At 42.6% G+C, this 21,536-nt stretch carries 15 protein-coding genes; 5 read left to right on the top strand and 10 right to left on the bottom strand.

Going from position 1 to position 21,536, the window contains the following annotated elements; all coding sequences use genetic code 11:
- Window positions 1–43: 43 nt before the first annotated feature.
- The 3 genes from C5749_RS16215 to C5749_RS16205 form a co-directional block, all read right to left on the bottom strand.
- A complete protein-coding gene (locus C5749_RS16215; RefSeq protein WP_105727266.1) occupies window positions 44–2,074 on the bottom strand; it encodes a hypothetical protein in 2,031 nt (676 codons plus the stop codon).
- A gap of 117 nt (window positions 2,075–2,191) precedes the next feature.
- A complete protein-coding gene (locus tag C5749_RS16210) occupies window positions 2,192–3,874 on the bottom strand; it encodes an amino acid permease (RefSeq protein WP_105727265.1) in 1,683 nt (560 codons plus the stop codon).
- 42 nt (window positions 3,875–3,916) lie between these two features.
- The gene (locus C5749_RS16205; protein WP_181151492.1) at window positions 3,917–4,591 is read right to left on the bottom strand and encodes a hypothetical protein; all 675 of its coding nucleotides are present in this window, start codon (window positions 4,589–4,591) and stop codon (window positions 3,917–3,919) included.
- 87 nt (window positions 4,592–4,678) lie between these two features.
- Between C5749_RS16205 and tyrS the strand changes: the two genes are divergently transcribed.
- The 4 genes from tyrS to C5749_RS16185 all read left to right on the top strand — a co-directional run bounded on the left by tyrS (window position 4,679) and on the right by C5749_RS16185 (window position 10,411).
- The gene (tyrS, locus tag C5749_RS16200; RefSeq protein ID WP_105727263.1) at window positions 4,679–5,962 is read left to right on the top strand and encodes a tyrosine--tRNA ligase; all 1,284 of its coding nucleotides are present in this window, start codon (window positions 4,679–4,681) and stop codon (window positions 5,960–5,962) included.
- A 183-nt stretch (window positions 5,963–6,145) separates the two neighbouring features.
- Complete coding sequence (locus C5749_RS16195; protein ID WP_105727262.1) at window positions 6,146–8,731, top strand: FtsK/SpoIIIE family DNA translocase; 2,586 nt, start codon at window positions 6,146–6,148, stop codon at window positions 8,729–8,731.
- Window position 8,732: 1 nt separating this feature from the next.
- Window positions 8,733–9,377, top strand: coding sequence for an outer membrane lipoprotein periplasmic chaperone LolA1 (lolA1, locus tag C5749_RS16190; protein ID WP_105727261.1), 645 nt, complete (start codon window positions 8,733–8,735; stop codon window positions 9,375–9,377).
- 8 nt (window positions 9,378–9,385) lie between these two features.
- A complete protein-coding gene (locus C5749_RS16185) occupies window positions 9,386–10,411 on the top strand; it encodes a LacI family DNA-binding transcriptional regulator (protein ID WP_105727260.1) in 1,026 nt (341 codons plus the stop codon).
- Window positions 10,412–10,415: 4 nt separating this feature from the next.
- Here the strand turns inward: C5749_RS16185 and uxuA are convergent, their stop codons facing one another.
- A complete protein-coding gene (gene uxuA / locus C5749_RS16180) occupies window positions 10,416–11,585 on the bottom strand; it encodes a mannonate dehydratase (RefSeq protein ID WP_105727259.1) in 1,170 nt (389 codons plus the stop codon).
- A gap of 10 nt (window positions 11,586–11,595) precedes the next feature.
- Entirely contained in the window at window positions 11,596–12,417 is an 822-nt protein-coding gene (locus C5749_RS16175) for an SDR family oxidoreductase (RefSeq protein ID WP_105727258.1), read from the bottom strand.
- 236 nt (window positions 12,418–12,653) lie between these two features.
- Between C5749_RS16175 and C5749_RS16170 the strand changes: the two genes are divergently transcribed.
- Complete coding sequence (locus C5749_RS16170; RefSeq protein WP_105727257.1) at window positions 12,654–12,998, top strand: cupin domain-containing protein; 345 nt, start codon at window positions 12,654–12,656, stop codon at window positions 12,996–12,998.
- A 100-nt stretch (window positions 12,999–13,098) separates the two neighbouring features.
- Here the strand turns inward: C5749_RS16170 and C5749_RS16165 are convergent, their stop codons facing one another.
- The 5 genes from C5749_RS16165 to C5749_RS16145 all read right to left on the bottom strand — a co-directional run bounded on the left by C5749_RS16165 (window position 13,099) and on the right by C5749_RS16145 (window position 21,418).
- Window positions 13,099–14,868 (bottom strand): BACON domain-containing protein, encoded by a 1,770-nt coding sequence (locus C5749_RS16165; RefSeq protein WP_105727256.1) that lies wholly within the window; start codon window positions 14,866–14,868, stop codon window positions 13,099–13,101.
- Between the two features lie 22 nt (window positions 14,869–14,890).
- Window positions 14,891–15,829 (bottom strand): phosphodiester glycosidase family protein, encoded by a 939-nt coding sequence (locus tag C5749_RS16160; protein ID WP_105727255.1) that lies wholly within the window; start codon window positions 15,827–15,829, stop codon window positions 14,891–14,893.
- Between the two features lie 43 nt (window positions 15,830–15,872).
- Entirely contained in the window at window positions 15,873–17,138 is a 1,266-nt protein-coding gene (locus C5749_RS16155) for a RagB/SusD family nutrient uptake outer membrane protein (RefSeq protein ID WP_105727306.1), read from the bottom strand.
- Between the two features lie 10 nt (window positions 17,139–17,148).
- Window positions 17,149–20,241 (bottom strand): SusC/RagA family TonB-linked outer membrane protein, encoded by a 3,093-nt coding sequence (locus C5749_RS16150; protein ID WP_105727254.1) that lies wholly within the window; start codon window positions 20,239–20,241, stop codon window positions 17,149–17,151.
- Between the two features lie 94 nt (window positions 20,242–20,335).
- Window positions 20,336–21,418, bottom strand: coding sequence for a FecR family protein (locus C5749_RS16145; protein WP_181151491.1), 1,083 nt, complete (start codon window positions 21,416–21,418; stop codon window positions 20,336–20,338).
- Window positions 21,419–21,536 lie beyond the last annotated feature (118 nt).

Raw genomic sequence — 21,536 nt, 5'->3', positions numbered from 1 at the left:
GCAATGCACATACGTTTGACATTCAATTTAATGAGCGTTCTTATCATTTAATCTGCTGGCGCAAACCAAGAATTTCCAGACTAGTGGGTATATCTTTACGCGCTCGCCTAAGCTTCCGTTCCATATCTTTGGTGTCTTTCCATCTCAAATCTGTCATCCGACCTAAAAGCGCGTCTAATTGTTGCAGCTTACCAGGGAGCGTGTCGCAGGAAATATTTTCTCGAATGTCATTCCAAAAGAAGGGCAACAGGAGGCTTTCAAATACATCGTACAGTCTACTCTTCACACGTTCTTCCATGTGCGTAAATGTATAAGGGTTCCATACACTCCGGGTGTACTCCTGATCTAACTTTTCTAGTTTCTCCTGGTAGTTAGCTATGGTTTCATAAATCGTAAGAAAATAGGTATAGCAATCCTGCACAGCATCTATATTTGCTACGCGCTCACTGCTTGATTGTTTAGCATATCGAGCAAAAGCGTATTCCATAAAATACTGCACGCTATCTCGCAAATACCGATGAAATTCATTGTAGTCATCGTTCGAGTCAACATCCATAAAAAGGCGGATAACCGAATCCCGCACCCCAATCAGATGACGTTCTTTACGTGCTAATTCACCTTGTATTTCATAGTCTTGCACGGCTTTCTCTAAAATTTCCAAAATCCTGTTTACGTCCGTATAAACGATGTGGAGATGCGTATGAAGCACCCTCGTGTCCGTTGCCTCCAACTCTGGAGGAAAAGCATATTGCCTGGTTTGAGGTTGATCCTGATATTGGAATTCAACCGCGTCAGGGTAGCTAATTTGATGTATATTATGGAAAAGGATCGCATCGTGGTCAATATATTCAGCTGCTGTGTCGGCCAAAAAACGTACTACAGGGCTTATCTTTTCGAGATTCCGTTGATATATCCCCAACACTCCGTAATAAAAACCCACTTCTGGATTCACAAAGCGGCGTACCTCCATAGCTGGATTATCAATAACCGTACGGATTAAGCTTCGGGTTTCTATCAATAATTTCTCGTTTTTCTGATTTAAGGAAAATTCATCCGGTGAAAACGCAAACTCTCTGACTTTCAACTTCACCGGCAATACCGATTCGCTCCCCCCTATTCCTTTCCATATGTCTTTTCCCCGATGCATCGCGGGTTCGACAAAAACTCGTTCTAAAAAGAGATTTCCTTGTACGATACATGCCTGAACGGTATCCAAAGGGATTACCTTCCCCTCCGTATCATCAAAAGCATGTTCTATCACAATAGGGGTGTAATCCAAAGCTCTAAAATAGGTAGGATTGGCTCGAAGATGGGTGAGTAACCCCAACCCACTCGTCACAACCGTATCGAAACCGGCATGTTTGATTTCAACTAGCTCCTCATTCGATTTGTAGAAATGCTTACTAAAAAAGCCATGGTCATATCGTCTCATCTCACGCATTTGCTCTCCACTATCCGAGCAGTGGACAAACAACCAGTCACCATGTGGGAAACCGTCCTCATCAAACTGTCCGCTCACTTTTAAATTTGGCGTAAAGCCAAGAAAGGTACCTGTTGACGTTCCGTCAGTATACTGTAATCTGGCATAAAATAGCGTATCAGCCGGATTTGATTGTCTAACCGTCCGTCTCAGCAATTCGTATATACCGTGTATTTTTCCCTCGCGAAAAGAAGCATTGATTAGAAATTCTGTACCATTAGCATCGTAGTTTACCCCTAAACCTTTGAGCTTAGCAATACCGGTAAGCTTTAGTTTTTGATGGGTATAGGTCCACGCACCGTCTTTCCGATTATTGCTATAATTACCAGTTAACGAGATCCCTTCAACAATGTGACTCTCTTCAAAATGTTCTTCAGTGGATTCAAATTTAAATTTTCCGTGTTTTATAGTGTCGTCCGCCTGCATCAGGTATTGATAAGCAGCGTTGCCCAAAATGGAGTCAGCATACACGTATTTTCCCTCAAAATTTAATGCGGGAGTCTGCGCTATTGTAAATCCAGAGGTGAAAAGTATCGAGAAGGATAAAAGAAAGTAAAATAGATATCTTCTGGCACGGATGTCATAAGAAAGCATGAAAAAATAGTTTGAAGTTAAAAAGGGATACAAATACCCTGCATATAACCGCTAAGATAGTAATTTTATTGTGACAATCGCACGTTCAAGGAAATATTTCTCACAATATTTTAACTATCAAACATCCTTATTCAACCTAGAGTGTTTATAGCCATACATAAAATAAAGTACCAATCCGATCGCCAACCAGATTAAAAATATAATCCAGTTACTTGCTCCGAGCTGACTCATTAAATAAAGATTAATCAAAATTCCGGTGACAGGCAATAGGGAAAATCTATATTTAAATCCCATTACGGCCAATATCAGCCAGGCTAGCCAGAAAACCACAAGCAGTGATTTGTGTTCAATTATTTCCAACCAAGGCAGTTCTATCCATTCTTTTAGCGTGTCTTGGCCATATCGATATAGGATAACCCATGCGGCAATAAAACCCAATCCAATTAAATATTTCCCGTTGATATACGGTACCCTGAACTTCGATTTTGCAGATAAACCAGCATAATCCATATACAGCACTCCGGCGCAAACAAGGATAAAAGCGAAAAATGTCCCCACACTAGTCAAATCGACAAAAAAGTCCATTTTAAAGAACAACGACGGCACTGCCACGACCACGCCCGTTACGATGGTAGCGAAAGAAGGAGTCCTATATTTTGGGTGCACACGAGCAAACTTTTTCCAAAGCAAACCATCCCGGCTCATTGTCATCCATATTCTTGGTTGTGCAAGCTGATACACTACCAATGCACTCGTAATGGCGACAACCGACGTAATCGACACAATACCTGCCATCCGGTCGAAACCGACGTATTTAAATACAAATGCCAACGGGTCTTTCACGTTCAACTCGGTATAATTCACCATTCCTGTCAGCACCAATGTGATGGCCACATACAATACCGTACATATGACCAAACATAAAATCATTGCCCGCGGCAAATCACGTTGCGGATTTTTGCATTCCTCCGCTGTTGTGGAAATAGAATCGAACCCGATAAAAGCGAAGAATACAGCAGCTACAGAGCCCATCACACCGGGGACACCATTAGGCATAAATGGTGTCCAGTTCTCCGGTTTCACAAAGAACATTCCGCCCGCTATCACCAGTAAAATAATTCCGATTTTAACGGCAACCATAATATTACTTGCCCGCTGCGATTCCTTAATACCTACATATACCAACCAAGTGACAAGCACCGTAATTAAGCCAGCTGGCAAATCAAAAATGATCGGCACATCACCCACTCGAGGAGCGGAGAGATAAGCATGTAGTCCGACCTTATCCGAAGCACTAAGGGCAGTCATTCCCGCTGAAAGAAACTTTTCATGAGCATCGATTGCGTATCCCGGAGCCATAGCCAACCACTTCGGAATATTTATGCCAAACCCCTCCAGCATCGAAACAAAATATTGAGACCAAGAAATCGCAACGACCGTGTTGGATACGGCGTACTCCAAAACCAGTGCCCACCCGATAATCCAGGCAAAGAGCTCCCCAAAAGCGACATAGGCATAGGTATAGGCACTTCCCGAAACAGGAACCGTGCTGGCAAATTGAGCGTACGCCAATGCCGTAAACACACAAGCAAAAGCCACAAAAACGAAAAGTAAGGAAATCGCCGGCCCTCCCTCGTAACTGGCTAGCCCAATGGTGCTAAATATTCCGGCCCCGACGATCGCTGCAATCCCCAGCGAAACCAAATCGCGGACGCCCAACACTTTAGCAAGTCCCGTTCCTTCCTGAGCATCTGCAATTATCTGGTCGACACTCTTCTTACGGAAAAGTTTATTTATCATATACAGTGGAGTGTGTTGCAAAAATGACAAAAATAAACCAAACTAAGGTAGTTTACTTTGTATCTCGTGGAAAATATACATGTAGTTCGATAGGTGCTCTTCTTTATACAATCGCAAACATGCTGTTAGCTTATCCCGATCTTCGCCGGTGCTTTCAAATGTCCAAACACGTTTACAAATATTAAAGAGTGCATAAGAAAGATTGCTGATATCGACATAATCCAAAATATACCGGGAAGTCACAAAGCGTTTAAAAAAAACAGAAAATTGTTCCGTATCAACCTCTCCTATGGTCCGTAAATACTTGTCTATGGTCACTTTCTGAACATGCTCTAAATGCTCGTATAACCTACTAGGGTTGACTAATGTATGATCGATTAGCAAATGATCCAATAACAGCTCGAGTGCGATATGCGCTAAAAAGGATGCCCGTACCGGAAGGTGTGCTACAACAGAATCTAGTCTGCGTCGCAATGCATGTGTATGATCGAGGAAGAAGTCGGATGTATGGAAGAGCCTATCGACCTCTACATGCCTGTACCAGCCTTCCGATATCCACATCGTTTTTGGATGAGCAAAAAGTACATCTTCAAACCGCTGTGGATGAAAATTATATCGCTTATCCACATTCTTGAGTAAATCCGGAAGCAGCGCGCCTAATATCCTTTCAGAATGTGGGCTATAGCGTTCAAAATAATAATGCGACAAAAAATTCACGAACCCAAACATCTTATTAATTATCGTAAGATACAGCTTAATCTTGTATCTTTGCAATCTTAATTAAAAAAATTTAACCACAAAAAAATGAGCTTTGTAGAAGAACTACGTTGGAGAGGGATGTTACAAGATATCATGCCCGGAACAGAAGAATTACTTAATAAAGAAAAAGTTTCGGGCTATATCGGCTTCGACCCAACAGGAGATTCACTGCATGTAGGACACCTAACACAGATAATGACCCTCATCCACTTTCAAAACGCAGGACACAAACCCGTGGCATTAGTTGGTGGGGCAACAGGAATGATCGGCGACCCATCCTTTAAGTCTGCCGAACGCAATCTGTTGGATGAAGCCACATTACAACACAATGTTAGCAGTTTAAAAACACAGCTCGCCAAATTCCTACATTTCGGAGATGGTGACAACGACGCGAAAATGGTTAACAACTATGATTGGTTTAAGGATTTTAAGTTTTTGGACTTTATCCGTGACGTTGGCAAGCTGATCACTGTAAATTACATGATGGCGAAAGATTCTGTAAAAAAACGTCTTGAAGGAGACAATGGTCTTTCCTTTACTGAATTTACCTATCAACTGATACAGGGGTACGATTTCTACTATCTATGGAAGCATCACGACTGTAAAGTACAAATGGGAGGTTCAGACCAATGGGGAAATATCGTGACTGGAAGCGAAATGATCCGTCGTCAAGACCAGGGAACAGCTTATGCGATTACCACCCAATTGATCAAAAAAGCAGACGGACAAAAGTTTGGCAAAACGGAGTCGGGAGCTGTTTGGTTAGATCCAAAGAAAACATCGCCGTACAAATTCTATCAATTTTGGTTGAACACAACAGATGATGACGCCAAAAGTTGGATTAAGATCTTTACACTCAAGACAAAAGAAGAGATTGACGCTATCATTGCGGAACATGATGCCGCACCGCATACCAGAACGGTACAAAAAGCACTGGCAAAGGATATCACGATACGTACGCACTCGAAGAAAGATTACGAAACGGCAGTTAAAACTTCCGAATTTTTATTCGGCAATGGTTCTTTGGAATTTTTGGCTGAATTAGCGCACGATGGTGTATTAGAGGTTTTCGATGGAGTCCCACAGTTCGAAGTTACTGCCGGCCAGTTGACGGAAGGCATCAATGTATTGGATTTTCTCGCGGTTCATACGCAAGTTTTCCCGTCAAAGGGTGAAGCACGAAAAATGCTGCAGGGAGGCGGTGTCGCTATCAACAAAGAGAAAATCAATGACGCTGAATTAACGATTAACACCACACATCTGATCAGCGGCAGGTACATCGTGGCGCAACGTGGCAAGAAAAATTACTTTCTAGTTATTGCAAAATAACTTCATCAGCAATAATAATGAGCGCGTTCCAATAGAAATGGAGCGCTTTTTTATGTATTTCGTAAACCGCCTGTATGTAGACGATATGAAAGGAAAATACATTTGAGTGACAACCGCTTTTTACGAGGTCAACATTTCTTTTATTTTTCCTAAGTTTGTAATTAGGAAAGTTATCTAATTTTCATGTCAAATAAAGGAAATACATTTAAAAATACCGGCAATGCAAGCAGTGTTAAACGTGCTCCGCGTACCGCAGGGAATGTCACATATAGTAAGAAGAGACGCTTTAGTTCATTTGAAAGCATCAATTTTTCAGAAGGACAGCGTAAAGCCCTGAAGATATTTGGCATTTTTCTGCTATTTGTTTCTTTCATTATGGCCGTTTCATTTGTTTCGTATCTTTTTACATGGAAACAAGACCAAAGTTACATAACGGAAACAAACGGCGGCTGGTCTACCTTATTTCGGAGCGCCGATGAAATAGCAGATGACGCTATAGAACTTCCTGTTGTTGAAAATAAGCTGGGAAAGCTAGGAGCCTTACTCGCCAATCAGTTTATTTACGAATGGTTTGGCGTAGCTTCCTTCGTTTTTACATTCATACTTTTTATTGTTGGATATAAATTTCTATATCGAAAATCTCTTCTGCCGGTATGGAAGACGATCATTTATTCAACCACAACCATCATTTACTTATCAGTAACATTAGGGTTCTTACAGGATTTCCTAACAGATTCTCCTCATATACTTGAAGGAAAGTTTGGTTATTGGACAAATCAGCTACTCAAAATTCAGATAGGTAGTACCGGCATTGCCGCTCTCCTAGCTTTTGCCTATTTGGCCGTACTCATCCTGGTTTACAATTTAGATTTGCGGTGGACTTGGTCATCAAAAAAGATAGATGAGGACTTAGAAGACGAGGAAGAAGATAACTTTGAACCGTTTACGGACAAAATAAATTCCACTGCAAATACTTCGCAAAACACCCTTCATACCCCCATACAGGAGGAAGAAGTAGAAGATATAGCCCAAGAAGACTTTATTGCCTCTGCACAAACAACCCTTAATATGCAAGTGGAAAATAAAGAAGAAAACAAACATGAAATTACCTTTACGGTGGATGTTCCTGAGGTCATTGAAAAGCCTGTACACCATGAACAGAAACCGATGGCTGATGGACCCGCGCTTAGTGTAGAGAAAGTGGTAGAAGAAAAAGCGATTACGGCTAACGACCTTGTTGCCGAATTTGGAGAATACGATCCCAAATTAGATCTTTCGGGCTACCAATACCCTACGCTGGATTTGCTAAAAGAATACGGAAGCGGCAAAATTACCATTAACCAGCAAGAGCTAGAGGCCAATAAAAACCGTATCGTAGAGACATTGCGCAACTACAGCATTGAGATTGAACATATCAAGGCGACAATCGGCCCAACGGTAACGTTATATGAAATCATCCCAAAGCCAGGCGTACGTATTTCTAAAATAAAAAACTTGGAGGATGACATTGCTTTGAGTCTTGCGGCCTTAGGTATACGTATCATTGCACCTATGCCTGGTAAAGGAACTATTGGTATTGAGGTGCCCAACAGCGCCCCAGAGATGGTATCGATGCGCTCCGTGCTGGCAACAGAAAAGTTTCAGAAAACGGACATGGATTTACCTATAGCGCTAGGTAAAACGATATCGAATGAGGTATATATAGCGGATTTAGCAAAAATGCCTCACTTGTTAGTTGCAGGGGCGACAGGACAAGGAAAATCTGTTGGTATCAACGCAATCCTGACTTCTCTTTTATATAAGAAACACCCTGCCGAACTAAAATTTGTCATGGTTGACCCCAAGAAGGTCGAACTCTCTCTTTTCAAAACGATAGAGCGTCATTTCTTGGCGAAATTACCGAACGAAGACGAAGCTATTATCACAGATACCAAAAAAGTAATCAACACGCTCAATTCCTTATGTATCGAAATGGATCAACGTTACGACTTGCTGAAGAATGCGGCGGTACGTAACTTGAAAGAATATAATGCGAAATTTGTTAACCGGCGATTAAACCCTGAAGAGGGTCATCGATTCTTACCCTATATTGTTCTGGTAGTTGACGAGTTTGCAGATTTGATGATGACAGCGGGAAAAGAAGTAGAAACACCTATTGCACGATTGGCACAATTGGCTCGTGCTGTTGGGATACATTTGGTCATTGCTACACAAAGACCATCGGTAAATATTATTACAGGTACTATTAAAGCGAACTTCCCAGCACGTTTGGCGTTTAGGGTTCTATCCAAAGTAGACTCTCGCACAATCTTGGATGCTGGAGGTGCGGACCAGCTGATTGGCCGTGGGGACATGCTATTAGCGACTGGAAGTGATTTAACCCGTATCCAATGTGCCTTTGTGGACACTCCAGAAGTAGAACAGATATCGGAGTTTATCGGGAATCAGCGTGGATACCCATCTGCTTTTATGTTGCCGGAATATGTAGACGAAAACGGAGAAGGGAGCGGTGGTATGGAGTTTGACTCGCGTGATCGTGACCAACTTTTTGAAGAAGCTGCCCGGTTGATTGTCATGCACCAACAAGGCTCGACCTCATTGATTCAACGCAAGCTAAAACTTGGATATAACAGAGCAGGGCGAATAATCGATCAACTGGAAGCCGCAGGGATTGTTGGCCCTTTTGAGGGGAGTAAAGCACGTGAAGTACTTTATCCCGACGAGTATTCACTGGAACAGTATTTGGAAACGTTAAGAAATAGCGAATAAGATGAAGAAAAAAATAGCGTTTTTCGTTGCTTTCATTTGTACAGCTGTCGTAGCATTCGGACAGGTGGATGCCAAAGCAAAAAAATTGTTGGACGAGGTCTCTGCAAAATACGACGCCTATCAGACTATACAGTCTGACTTCAGTTTTTCAATGCAGCAAGCACAGGGAGGGAGCCATGTAGATAAGGGAACTTTGTTCTTGAACAAACCGAAGAACCAGTTCCGTATCGAGTTGCATGAGCAAGATATTATCAGTGATGGTAGAAGCACTTGGTCCGTTCTCAAAGAAGATCAGGAGGTACAAGTGAGCGAGTCAGACAATAACACCGAAAGTATTAGCCCTAACAATCTTTTTACGTTCTACAAAAAAGGATTTGACTATAAAAGCACAAAGGACGAAGTGCAAAACAAAGGCGTATTGAACGTCGTAGAATTGACACCTACAGATACGAAGACAAACTATGCTAAAATCAAGCTGCGAATAAATCCAAACAAACATATTCAAGATGTTACCGTGTACGATAAATCGGGATCTCGATATACCTACACCATTAACACGCTCTATGTAAACCATCAAATTCCCGCAGCAAGGTTTACATTCAAAACGTCAGATTATCCTAATTATGAGATAGTTGACCTTAGATAAGATTTATAATGGCGAAGACGACACTTAAAAGTTTAGCCCAGGCATTAAATATGTCTGTTTCGACAGTATCAAAAGCATTGAATGATAGCCACGAAATTAGCGAGGTAACCAAACGAACGGTGCAAGCGTTTGCAAAAAAGCACAACTATCAACCTAATGTTCTTGCCAAGTTCCTTAAAACGGGAAAAACAAATACTATTGGTGTTGTTCTCCCCAAGATGACAGGACCTTTCGAGGCGCAGATTATCGCAGGAATGCAAAATGCTGCCGCTACGCATCATTACAGGATTATCATTATGAACACCATGGAAAATGAAGAGCTTGAAGAATTAGCTCTCCAATCCATGTTAGACAAATCGGTAGATGGCATTCTTTTTTGCCCTATTCATGAAGGATCAAATATATCATTGGCCAAGCAGATCCTCAGAACTACGCCTCTCGTTATATTTGACAGAACGTATTATCCCATCGAAACACACAAAGTAGGTGTGCTAAACTCGGAAGGAACTTATAACGCGTGTAAACATCTCCTGGACATCGGTCGAAAAAAAATAGCCATATTCTGTGGAGCGCATCAAGGTATCACAACCAAACGACTATCTGGGTACATCGATGCACACGAAGATTTTCAAATACCCGTCACGCAGGAATATATTGTACATTGTAACGTGAAAAGCCTAGCAGATTTGCAAGATGACATGGAAAAACATGTGAGATATTTACTGCAATTACCAAGTCCACCAGATGCTATTATCGGCGTTGCCGACACCATCACCACCCATCTATTGGGTATTTTGGCTAAGCTAGAAATAAAAGTACCGGAAACCCTAGCGATTATCGGTTTTGCCAATACCGACCTGGCCTTGTCTTTGAATCCTGCGTTAAGCACCATTCGGCAACCAACGTCGGAAATCGGAGAAATCTCAGTAAACAAGCTCGTCGAAATTATGCACAAAAAGAATCGAAGCCAAATCGAGTGGGAAGACATTAAGCTTCCCACTGCCATTCAACTTCGACGCTCTACTATTGGATAATAGTCTACCTACTACGTATTATTCCCAATTCTAGTCCACGCAATTCTGCCAATCCTCGTAAGCGACCAATCGCTGAATACCCTGGGTTAGTAACTTTATTCAAATCGTCCAACATTTGATGTCCATGATCTGGTCGAAATGGAATGGGTTTCTCCCGTATTTGGTTTTCAGCAACCAGCTCTTTCATAACGGCATACATATCGACGTCGCCGTCCAGATGATCTGCTTCATAGAAACTCCCTATAGCATCTTTCTTTACATTACGTAGATGCACGAAATTAACACGGTGCTGTACTTGCTTAAATATTTGCACCAGATCGTTATCAGGCCCCGCACCTAGTGAGCCTGTACAGAAACAAACGCCATTAAACGACTTGTCTACCGTTTGGATAATATACTTAAAATCCGCTAAATTACTCGCAATTCTCGGTAGTCCTAGGATGGCATAAGGAGGATCGTCAGGATGTATTGTCATTTTTATGCCATGCTCCTCACAAACATCCGCAATAGAAGAAAGAAAATAAGTTAGATTCTCCCGCAGTCCATCGAAGCCTATCGCCGCATAAATATCAATACTGCGTTGCAAATCTTCCAGTGACGGATCTTTCTCCCCAGGAATACCCATTAATACATTAGAAAGCAAAAATTTCTTCGCCTCGTCATCGAAAGTAGCGTAACGACTTTCTGCTTGTTGCACAATTTCAGCTGAATACGACGCGCTAGCATCAGGGCGTTCCAAAATAAATATATCAAAAATGGCCAAATCAATCCAATCAAAATAAAGTGCTTTGGATCCATCATGCATCACCTTATCTAGTTGCGTTCGTGTCCAATCCAGTACCGGCATAAAATTATAGCATACTGTTTTGATTCCACACTCCGCTAGATTAGTCAGTGTTTGACGATAATTATCTAAATAAAAATCCACCTGCCCCGAACGTGTCTTTATCGCTTCGTGTACCGTTACACTCTCCACTACTGACCACACAAGTCCTGCCTCCTCTATTACTTTCTTCCGCTCCAAAATATCCGCTTTTGGCCATACATCACCGTGCGGAATATGGTGCAATGCAGACACAATTCCCGTTGCTCCAGCCTGCTTTACATCTTGTAGGGATACCGGGTCATTGGGTCCATACCAACGCCACGTCTGTTCTAAAAAATTTTTATTCATATTATAAAACCTAAACTCCACACCAACTATTAAAACCACCGTCAACAAAGATGGTTTCACCTGAAACAAATGCCGAGGCATCGCTTAACAAATACACCAGTGTACCTTCCAATTCTGATGGATCTCCTAAACGGGAGAAGGGTGTGCCTTGTACAAACCTACCCGCCCGTTCCGTATAGCTACCATCTGGATTGGTCAGCAATGTACGATTCTGTTCCGTTAGAAACACACCTGGCGCGATGGCGTTTACACGTACCTTATCACCATACCGCAATGCCAATTCTGTCGCCATCCACTTCGTAAAACCTTCTACACCGTGCTTCGCCACCGTATAACCTAAAACGCGTGTAATCGGCAGGCTCGCAGCCAAAGACGATATATTGATAATGGAGCCTTTTCCTTGCTTTGCGATAACCTCTCCAAAGACGAGTGTGGGAACGATGGTACCATATAGATTCAGTTCTATAGCCTTAATAGTATCCCCAATTTTGTTATCAAATAGGTCATCATTCGGTCCGATAGTAGCTCCCGGAATATTTCCTCCCGCCGCATTCACTAATCCGTCAATGGTATCCCATTTAGCCAAAATCTGCTCTTTAGCTTTTCGAACAGAATCTTCATCCATTACATCTGCAACAACGGCTAACGCCTCGGCGCCTAATGTCTCTACCATTTTTACCCGCTCATCCGCTTTCTCTTGGCTTCTTCCAATAATACAAATTTTAGCTCCGGATTCTGCTAAGGCTTTAATAAAAGCTTTTCCCAAAATGCCCGTTCCGCCGGTTACCACGATAACTTTCCCTTTTAACGAGAATCTCTCTAAAATATTCATGCTATTATAGTCGTAAGTTTATAACTTTCAATTTTAGCTATTTTTTTAGTCATTCTCAACGGTTTACACCATAATATTCACGATAACGATTTCGTATACACTAAGTCATAAGGTGTTTTAGTTGTTTTTTATCGAGTATAATTCTTAAATTCGTTAACAGAAAGATATTGACTTAACAGTTTTGATAAAAAAATTCAGTGGTCGAAATAAGAACAATACATTCAAGAAAACACCATATGATAAGAAGTGAAAATTTTCAATTTGAAAAACAAGGACAGTGGGAAGATCTTGGAAATGGAATAAAACGTCAGGTGTACGGTTATGATGATACCATTATGCTTGTAAAAGTACAATTTAAAGCTGGTGCCGTAGGCGAACTACATAGCCACATTCATGCACAGGTGACTTATGTAGAGAGTGGTTCTTTCAAAATGACGATAGATGGTGAGGAGAAAATAATAAGTAAAGGAGATGGATATTATGTTCCGCCGCATTCGGTACATGGATGTATTTGCATCGAGCCAGGTATGCTAATCGATGTATTTTCTCCCTTCCGGGAAGACTTTTTACCAAAGAAATAACGCGATGAAAAAGCATACAATAACAAGAGGCAGTCCACAATGGACTGCCTCTTGTTATTGCGTTCTTTGATCGGCCGTCGTATTTGATGATAAACTTTTATTACGGTATAGCGGCCCCCATAGCTGCACCACTACGCGACTTACCGTTTTGATCATACGCAGTCACTTCAGGTGGTATAGCAGGATTAAACGTGTTGCCTAAATTTTCCAGCTGAGTAGCGGACATTCCCAATGCTGCTGCAGGCGAACTTGAAGATAGCACTGCAGTCTCAGCATACCCTCCATTGTTCGTAAAATTACCCAACATTGTTTCAAAATCAAATGTCTGCGCATCGATGACAGCACCGTTGTTATCCAACAATTGGTTACCGCGAACACTCGAAGAAAATGATGGATTAGCACCAGAACCCGCAAATATATCCCCTCCGTTGCCAGCAGTATTACCCGAAACGATGGAATTAAAGATGTTAAGTGTTGTATTGGCCGTCAACTCTACACCTCCTCCATTATTAAAGGCTTGGTTGCCTGTAACCGTACTACTGATTACATCCATTCGCGATGGCGCCGCAGCTGTTCCATATAAGCTGATACCTGCTCCATGACCACCGGTATTCCCGTAAAAGGTAGAGTTGACAATTATTGTCACCGAACGTTCTCGTCCATAAATCCCCCCTCCTCTTCGGGTCTGACTAACATTGCCAATATCATTATTATTATGGGCTACCGTGGTATTATAGATGTAAGTATATGTAGGTTCTGACGACGAAAATGCATAAATCCCCGCACCAACACCACTAATGGTATTGCTCGATATCTCGCAGTCATTAAAATAGACCGTTGCCGCCTCATTAAACACCCCTCCGCCATTGCCGCCGTTATGGGTACCATTATTCTTTTTAATGGTACTGCGCTCAAACCGGACAATGGCACCTGAAAAGACAAACACACCAGCCGCATGGAAGCCCGTTGTATTTTCCGATATTTCGCAATCGATAATGTCTACAACCGATCGAGCCACTATTAATCCTCCGCCATAAAAGCGATAATATTGGGCACCATTAAGAGTAATATGTCCAGTACCACTATTGGCTGCCTGTCCATACTTGATGGAAAGACCTTGCAAGACAACCTTTTGGTCTCCCTGAACAGGAGCTGTTATGGCTACGGTATGATACACCTTTCCGGAAGCGGTATTTCCACTCAGGACTGTTTCGTGCAAGGTCGGATCAGACACCTCCCCCTCTGTCGCATCGGCCGAATATCCACCGATCAGGCTGATGTTACTATGTATCTCGAAGGTCTTATCTGCTGAATTACTCGCACTGCCACCCGTAATCGTCTTTGTAGGCGTATAGGTGCCTGCTGCAATGTGGATAACATCGCCCGGAATCACTTCGTCTAGTGCCTTTTCCAACGTTGTTGCCTCGTTCCAAGATAATCCTGAATTTTCGTCCGTTCCAGAAACCTTTACATAGTAATGTGTAATCAGGTCGCTAAGCTCCGCAGGTGCCTGGATAACACGGATTTTCTTTTCATAATCCTTAGTAATCCATACAGTTATCTCTGCGCTCCTTTGATCTGTACTCCTATTTCGTGCAGCGTTGAATGCGATCTCACCGGTAGCTAACGCATTCTCCGACGATAAACTAATCCAGTCCGCACTACTTTTCGCACGCCACGGTAAATTGGATTCCACGTTGATGGTAAACGCTCCACCGTCCTTACTCACTTCTATGACGTCTGTTGCTAAAGACAGATCAGGATCCTGCGGATTAAAATCACCTAAATCATCGATTTTTGAACAGGAGAAGCAAATACCCAGTAACAACAGCAGAAGTACGCCAATCCTATAATTCATATATCTGTTCATATTATTTTCGTTAAAACTGTTCTTATTCAGAAATAATCAATAACCCGTTCGCAACCGAGCGCTCCTGTCCTCCATTGTCTGTAGGCCAGTTACGCACTTTAAAACGATCCTCAGTAAAATCAGGCGAATGACGAACGAAAAATGTGGTAGAACCTCCACCATCCAGATTGATACCATTTTCGGCACCCAGTGCTTTCAAACAGTGTCCCAACTCCTCGAATAACATTCCATTAGAATACCAAAAGTTCCGACCATCCACGGCCATCATGAATACCCGCTTGCCGTCAGCGGAAACACCAATACAAGTACGCGGTTCTATGGTATTATCAGTATGTGTAAGCACATTTCCTTCACGTAGTAGCGTTACGCTACCGCCCACCGCTTCTTTGATAACACCTGCCGCGGCAATATCTGGATACTCTTCTCTAGTCGCCACAAACGCAAGACCATCATCGCCGATCGCAAAAAAGCTTCTATCTCCACCATCAAACGTTGTACGCAGCGCAACACCCTTTTTATAAAACACCCCCCGGGGAGTACCGTTATCCATATTGTAAAAATCTCCATTTATACCAGCCCACACCCGGTTAATCTCATTATCTGCATGGACAGCTTGTTCTGTCATACGCTGCATGGCAAAGGCATTTGCATTGTTTGGGGACGAAGCCACGATATCTACGTTTGGATGACTAAGGTCAACATCAAAGATAAAAATCTTCATCGCCAACCCCTTTTGTGATAGGTATTCTATTTCGCTAGCGACGACACCATCCGTTACCGTATACATCGTATCGGTGAATATTTGCGCAAAAAGATCCGTTCCGTCCACGAGTTTTCTGCCGGTTTCAGTTTTGGGTTCTGCCTTATACTCGAAATGATACTCTTTTTTATCACAACTGTATTGGAGGAGGACGAGCGATATCGCTAACGTCATCCACCATATATTTTTTGTCTTGTTCATCTGTTTAAATTTTAATTCGATCTCCGGTTAAACTTGTATACGATTAATAGCCTGGGTTAGGTACCAGATTAGGATTCAACTGCAGTTCTCTGCCCGGAATAGGCAATACGTGCTGATGATCGAGCAAAAATAATTCCTCTTGCGCCCGTCCTGTCCTTACCAAGTCGTGATACATAAAGTTTTCCCCTAAAAGCTCGCGTTTTCTCTCTGTTAATATTGCAGTCAGGTAATCCTCATCGCTAACTGGAAAGATATCCGCTAAACCTCTGAATCTTCGCAATTCATTCAATCGCTCCACACCTAATGATCTTCCCTGTGCTTCGGCACTAATGAGGTACATTTCAGCAATTCTAGAAACGATAAAAGGGTCGCGGCCGGTCTGTCCACTTGGATATTTGTTGATACATTCCGTACCCGCAATATTGATTAACGATATCGCCTTTCTATTATCCTCGTCGGCAAACAGTGCAATGGTTTCAGCCGTAGGTTTATATGACCCCTGTCCTCTATTGGGATGACCATAAGTATAAAACAAATCACTGATATTGATACTCGATTCCTCCGTACGGTTCTCGAATGCAAAAATAATCTCCGTATTCGCTCCGCTACGGAATATACGCTCGAAAGCATCCAGTCGATACGCCCCACTAGTAATTAATCTTTCGGCCAAATCGGCGGCCTGCTGTTTTTTCCCTTGGCTAAGCAGAACCCTTGCTTTGAGGGCAATAGCGGCGTCGCGAGACACGTAATAGTAGCTTGAAGCCGTCCCCAATAGTGTAGCAGCAGCATCCAATTCTTCCTCAATAAATGCCCAAACATTTGCTATTGGATCCCGAGATATCCGTTCCATTGTATTACTACGTAAAATAGGCACATCGCCCCAACGTGTTGCTAAACAGAAATAGATGTATGCGCGAAAATAGTGAGCCTCTCCCCTAGATAAGAATGCGAGCTCGGCTTCTGGAAAATGTTCTGCCACAGCAAGCATATTATTGACCTGATAGAGCGCGCTAAAGTAGCCATTCCAACTCGATCCAATAGTAGCGTTCAGCGGGCTTAACGTTGCATTTATCAGGTCCCGGGATGTTCCCGAATTGGTCTGTAGCGTTCCGCCGAGCATATCAAAAAGGATAAACGAGCGTACAGTGGGGTCATTTTGCACACTATTGTACATACCGTTCCGCACAGCCGGAATATCTCGTATATCCACCCCATCGGGGGATATTGCCGTAAACGAATACTGTTCCAATTGGTTAGCGCATGCATTACATAATGCCAAAACGATCATTGCTATTATATATTTCTTCATTGCTATATATTTAAAAGTTTGCATTGAGTCCTACCGTAAACGTTCTTGGTTGTGGCACATTGAAGGTGTCTACGCTAAAGAAACGTGGATCCATATTGTTGCTAACTTGGGGATCCCATCCAGGATAATTTGTAATCAAAAATAAATTATCTCCTTGGAGGAAGGCTCGTAAACCTTTGATGTGATATCTGCTCAACATTTGTGTAGGAAAATTGTAGCTTAGCATCAATGTTCTCAGGCGAATAAAGGAACCGTCTTCCAACCAACGATCGGAGTTACGTACATTATTAATGTCCCCATTCAGCGCACGCGGAAATTTGTTCGTTGAACCGGGGCCTGTCCACCGATTTTCCGCATGTTCCGTCATAATTGCACTGTTATGTCCTAGCCGAGCAACCTCACCCTGCCATTGTGCGAAGACATCGTTTCCATATCCATACGACAAAAACACATCCAATGAAACCCCTTTATAGCGGAACGTATTGTTCCATCCGCCGAAGAAATCTGGATTAGAAGACCCCATAACCACACGATCATTGTCGTTTATGATACCGTTTCCATCGACATCTTTCCATTTCACGTCACCGGCACGTATCCCAATATCATATTGCTCCTTAGGTACTTCCCCATCGTATTGATAAATACCTTCCATCTTGAACAAATAATAAGCACCAATCTCCTGTCCCACCTGTAACGCCCTGTTCCCGCCGATACTAATCGGCTCGTCGTCTCCAATGAGTGAAGTAATTTTATTTTTATTCGTAGCGATGTTAAACTGGGATAGCCATTGGAATTGACCGAAATTGAAATGTGTATTCAAAGTGAATTCGCCCCCTCTGTTTCGCATCGATCCTATGTTCGTAGTAATTGAAGTGACACCGGTTGTCGCATGTACAGGCATCGAGTAAATCAGATCGGTCGTATTTTTCTGATACCAGTCTAACATCATATTTACCCTTCCGTTGAATAGTCCGATGTCAAATCCAATGTCGTATTGCCCGGCTTTTTCCCAGGTCAAATCCCGATTTCCGAAAGTTGTCACAGCAATACCGCTATTGGCACCGTAATTAAAACCACCCTCCATCAACGCTTGATAAACATAGCTCCCCAGACCATCTTGGTTACCAGTTCGCCCGTAGCTCATTCTGAATTTCAGATCGGTACCACTTCCCCGCATAAATTCCTCTTCCGAAATATTCCATCCGGCGGATATTGACGGGAACCATCCCCAACGGTTATCTCTATGAAATCTCGATGATCCGTCTGTACGCAAAGTACCTGTTAGGATATAACGGTCCAAATACGAAAGCGTGGCACGGCTAAAATAGGACTCCAACGTATAAATACCGCGCCCCGACGACGACATTGTCTCTGCCGCTGCGCTTGCCACCACGAAAGACGGAGAAGGAAACCCCCGTGCGTCAATATATGTAGTTCGGGTATCTATTTTCTGAAAAGAGTGGCCCGCTATTGCGTTCAATGAAAAATCGCCAAACTTTTCATTGTAAGTCAAGACGTTCTCAAACAAATAGTTTCGAATCAATCTATTGCGATCCAACAATCTTCCTATCCCCACGCCATAAGGGTGGTTCTCATTGTAATAAGTATGATCATACGTCTGCGTAACATCTGCGTTGAATGACGATTTCCACGAGAGCTTATCTTTCCACTTTAAGGTTGCATAGAAATTCCCTAAGTACCGTAAATCCTCTATATAAGCCGTCTGTTCGTTGAGAATTTGCATTGGATTATGATATACCAGTTCATTTGTTCCACCCACGTAATAGTCACCATTTGGCTTATAAGGACGGTCAAACGGACGTTGTTGAATCGCGCGACCAATAATGGTCGTTCCCAGCGTGGCTCCCGGAATCTGGTTATTTCTAACGTAGTTTCCAGAGTTGTTCGTTCCAATTTCCAACCAAGGTGCTACCTCATAATTCATCTTGCCCCGCAGATTGATTTTATCCATTGCGTTCGTTTTGATGACACCTTCCTGCGTCGTATAGGCGACGGCAAAATAGTTTTTCATCTTCTTTGTTCCCCCCGAAACGGCAGCATCTACGGTGAAAAATGAGCCTGTCTGCGTAATGATGTCCATCCAATCTGTGTCGGGTAAATTTCCAAATGGATTAGAAATAGGCATTTTGTATCCCGAATCGCCTATTTGCAATCCATACTGTTCATTGTAATTGGCAATCCCTTCGTTCATGCTCCTTACATACAGTTCTGAATCCGCTATTTTAATCTTATTTAGGTAAGGGAATTTCGTCATTCCGCCATTGACATTAAGCCGTATATCCGCACGACCTTCTTTTCCCGATCGGGTAGTGATCACCACTACGCCATTTGTCGCTCTGGAACCGTAGATAGCCGCTGAAGCAGCATCTTTCAGTATTTCTACAGACTCGATATCTGCGATATTCAGCGTAGCCAGCGAGCTCATCGATTCGCCGAAATTGTAGAGATTACTATTCGAATTGGTAATAGGTACACCATCGATTACATATAACGGCTCATTACTTGCACTAAGCGAGGATATTCCCCGTATGCTGACGCGTTCCCCACTTCCAAGGTTGCCTGATCCCGTCGCCGTAGAGACACCTGCAATTCGGCCGTCCAACAACTGAGCTGGGCTACTTACTGGTCGCAAGGTCGACTCATCGACATTCATTTTACTAATCGCGCTCGTAACAAGTGCTCGTCGTTGCGTACCATATCCAACAACCACGACCTCATCTACTTTTTCACTACCTGCTGACATTCTTACGAGCAAAGAGTTATTGTCGCCCGCCCGGACTAAGAAACGACGCTCGACATACCGTTCATACCCAAGTCTACTAAACAGTACATCATACGATCTATCCGAAGACAATCCCCCTAGGAAAAAAATCCCGTTGGCGTTGGTAGATGCTTGAAAACGTTGATTTTTGACAGAATCTACCGTTTCTACCGTAACTCCTGCCAACGGTTGTCCCCTACTGTCCATTACCGTGCCCCGTATGACCGCAGCCTGTTGAGCGATAGAGGTTAACGGTATCATTAACAACAGTATGATCACGTATTTCTTCATCATACCTAATAATTTGTTCTTTTGCTTCATAACATCTATTTCATTTTTTAAACATTAAAATTGGACAAAACGGTTCCGTCCGCTCCTTTCGGACCGATTCACACTTTTTATTCATAAACATCCTTTATTTGTTAATTTTCTCTATCCGAATCGTACGTTTCTCTTCATGATACATTAAATCATTCATGTTGCATATAATACTGACCACGACATCAAGGGAATCTGTTGGATGAAAATCGCCGGTAAATGACAATTGACTCACATCGACACCAGATAAATCTATCTTTACATCAAACTGTCGTGAAATGCGGTGAAATACTTCATTCAGAGGAGTTTTATCAAACACCAATAGTGTGTCTTCGGAAGCTTCCGATATTTCCTCCTTTTTCCTTCGCGGCACCTGCTTGTTAGCGAGCGGCGTAGGCAACAACTTCTTATCAGAAACAGCCCACCGTCCACTTAATGGATTGACACGAAGCTCCTCCCCCGGCTCTAGATAAACGTCCGAAAGGGTTACCGGACTTTTAGACGAAGAGCGTACAACGACTTTGCCTGAAATCAGATTCACCTTAAACACTTTTGTATGATAAGCACTAACAGAAAAGGTAGTTCCCAAAGCCGTTGTTGAATATCCGTCTGCCCAAACTGTAAATGGCCTCAACGTATCTTTCGCGACGTCAAATGTGGCCTTCCCATCTAAAAACACTTCACGTTTGTTTACATCAAAATGAGACAGATAAGTAATCGAACTTCCTGATGTCAAGAACACCTTAGAGCCATCTTCCAACCGTAGGATAAGATCTTCTTGGTTCAGGTTTCTATGTACGATGGTATCTAACTTTGGAATAGACGTCGATACCATCATCTGCTTCGGTCTACTATCCATCAAATAGACGGACATTCCCCATCCGAACAGCATCAATACGATTATTGCTACCGCGATCCGCACATAGGGACGAATACGGTGTATACGCGTGATCGGCGTCTTCTCTTTAATGTGGGTGATCGATTCTATTTGTGCAAAGACATGTTCGGCACGTTCAACTCCCAAATCATCCTCAGATGGTTCATCTGCAAAAAAAGCTTGCTCCATACGGCTTCTCCATTCAGGCTTATGCTGTTCAAGATAACGGAGTATCTCTTTCTTCTCTTTTTCGGTCGCTTCTCCTCGCCAAAATTTTTCAACCAAATAGGTTATTCTATCCATGGACATCTACGCTTAGACACGACATTTTAGTCAGAGTTATACATTTATAATGACGTATTGCAGGAGCTAGGTTTATCCAAGCCTCTATAATTAAATACTCCTATCGGTAAAAAAGGGG

It is taken from the genome of Sphingobacterium gobiense, assembly GCF_002980575.1.
Classification (GTDB): domain Bacteria; phylum Bacteroidota; class Bacteroidia; order Sphingobacteriales; family Sphingobacteriaceae; genus Sphingobacterium; species Sphingobacterium gobiense.
Note: the sequence above shows the minus strand (reverse complement) of the source record. Positions and strands in the feature narration are given on the sequence as shown.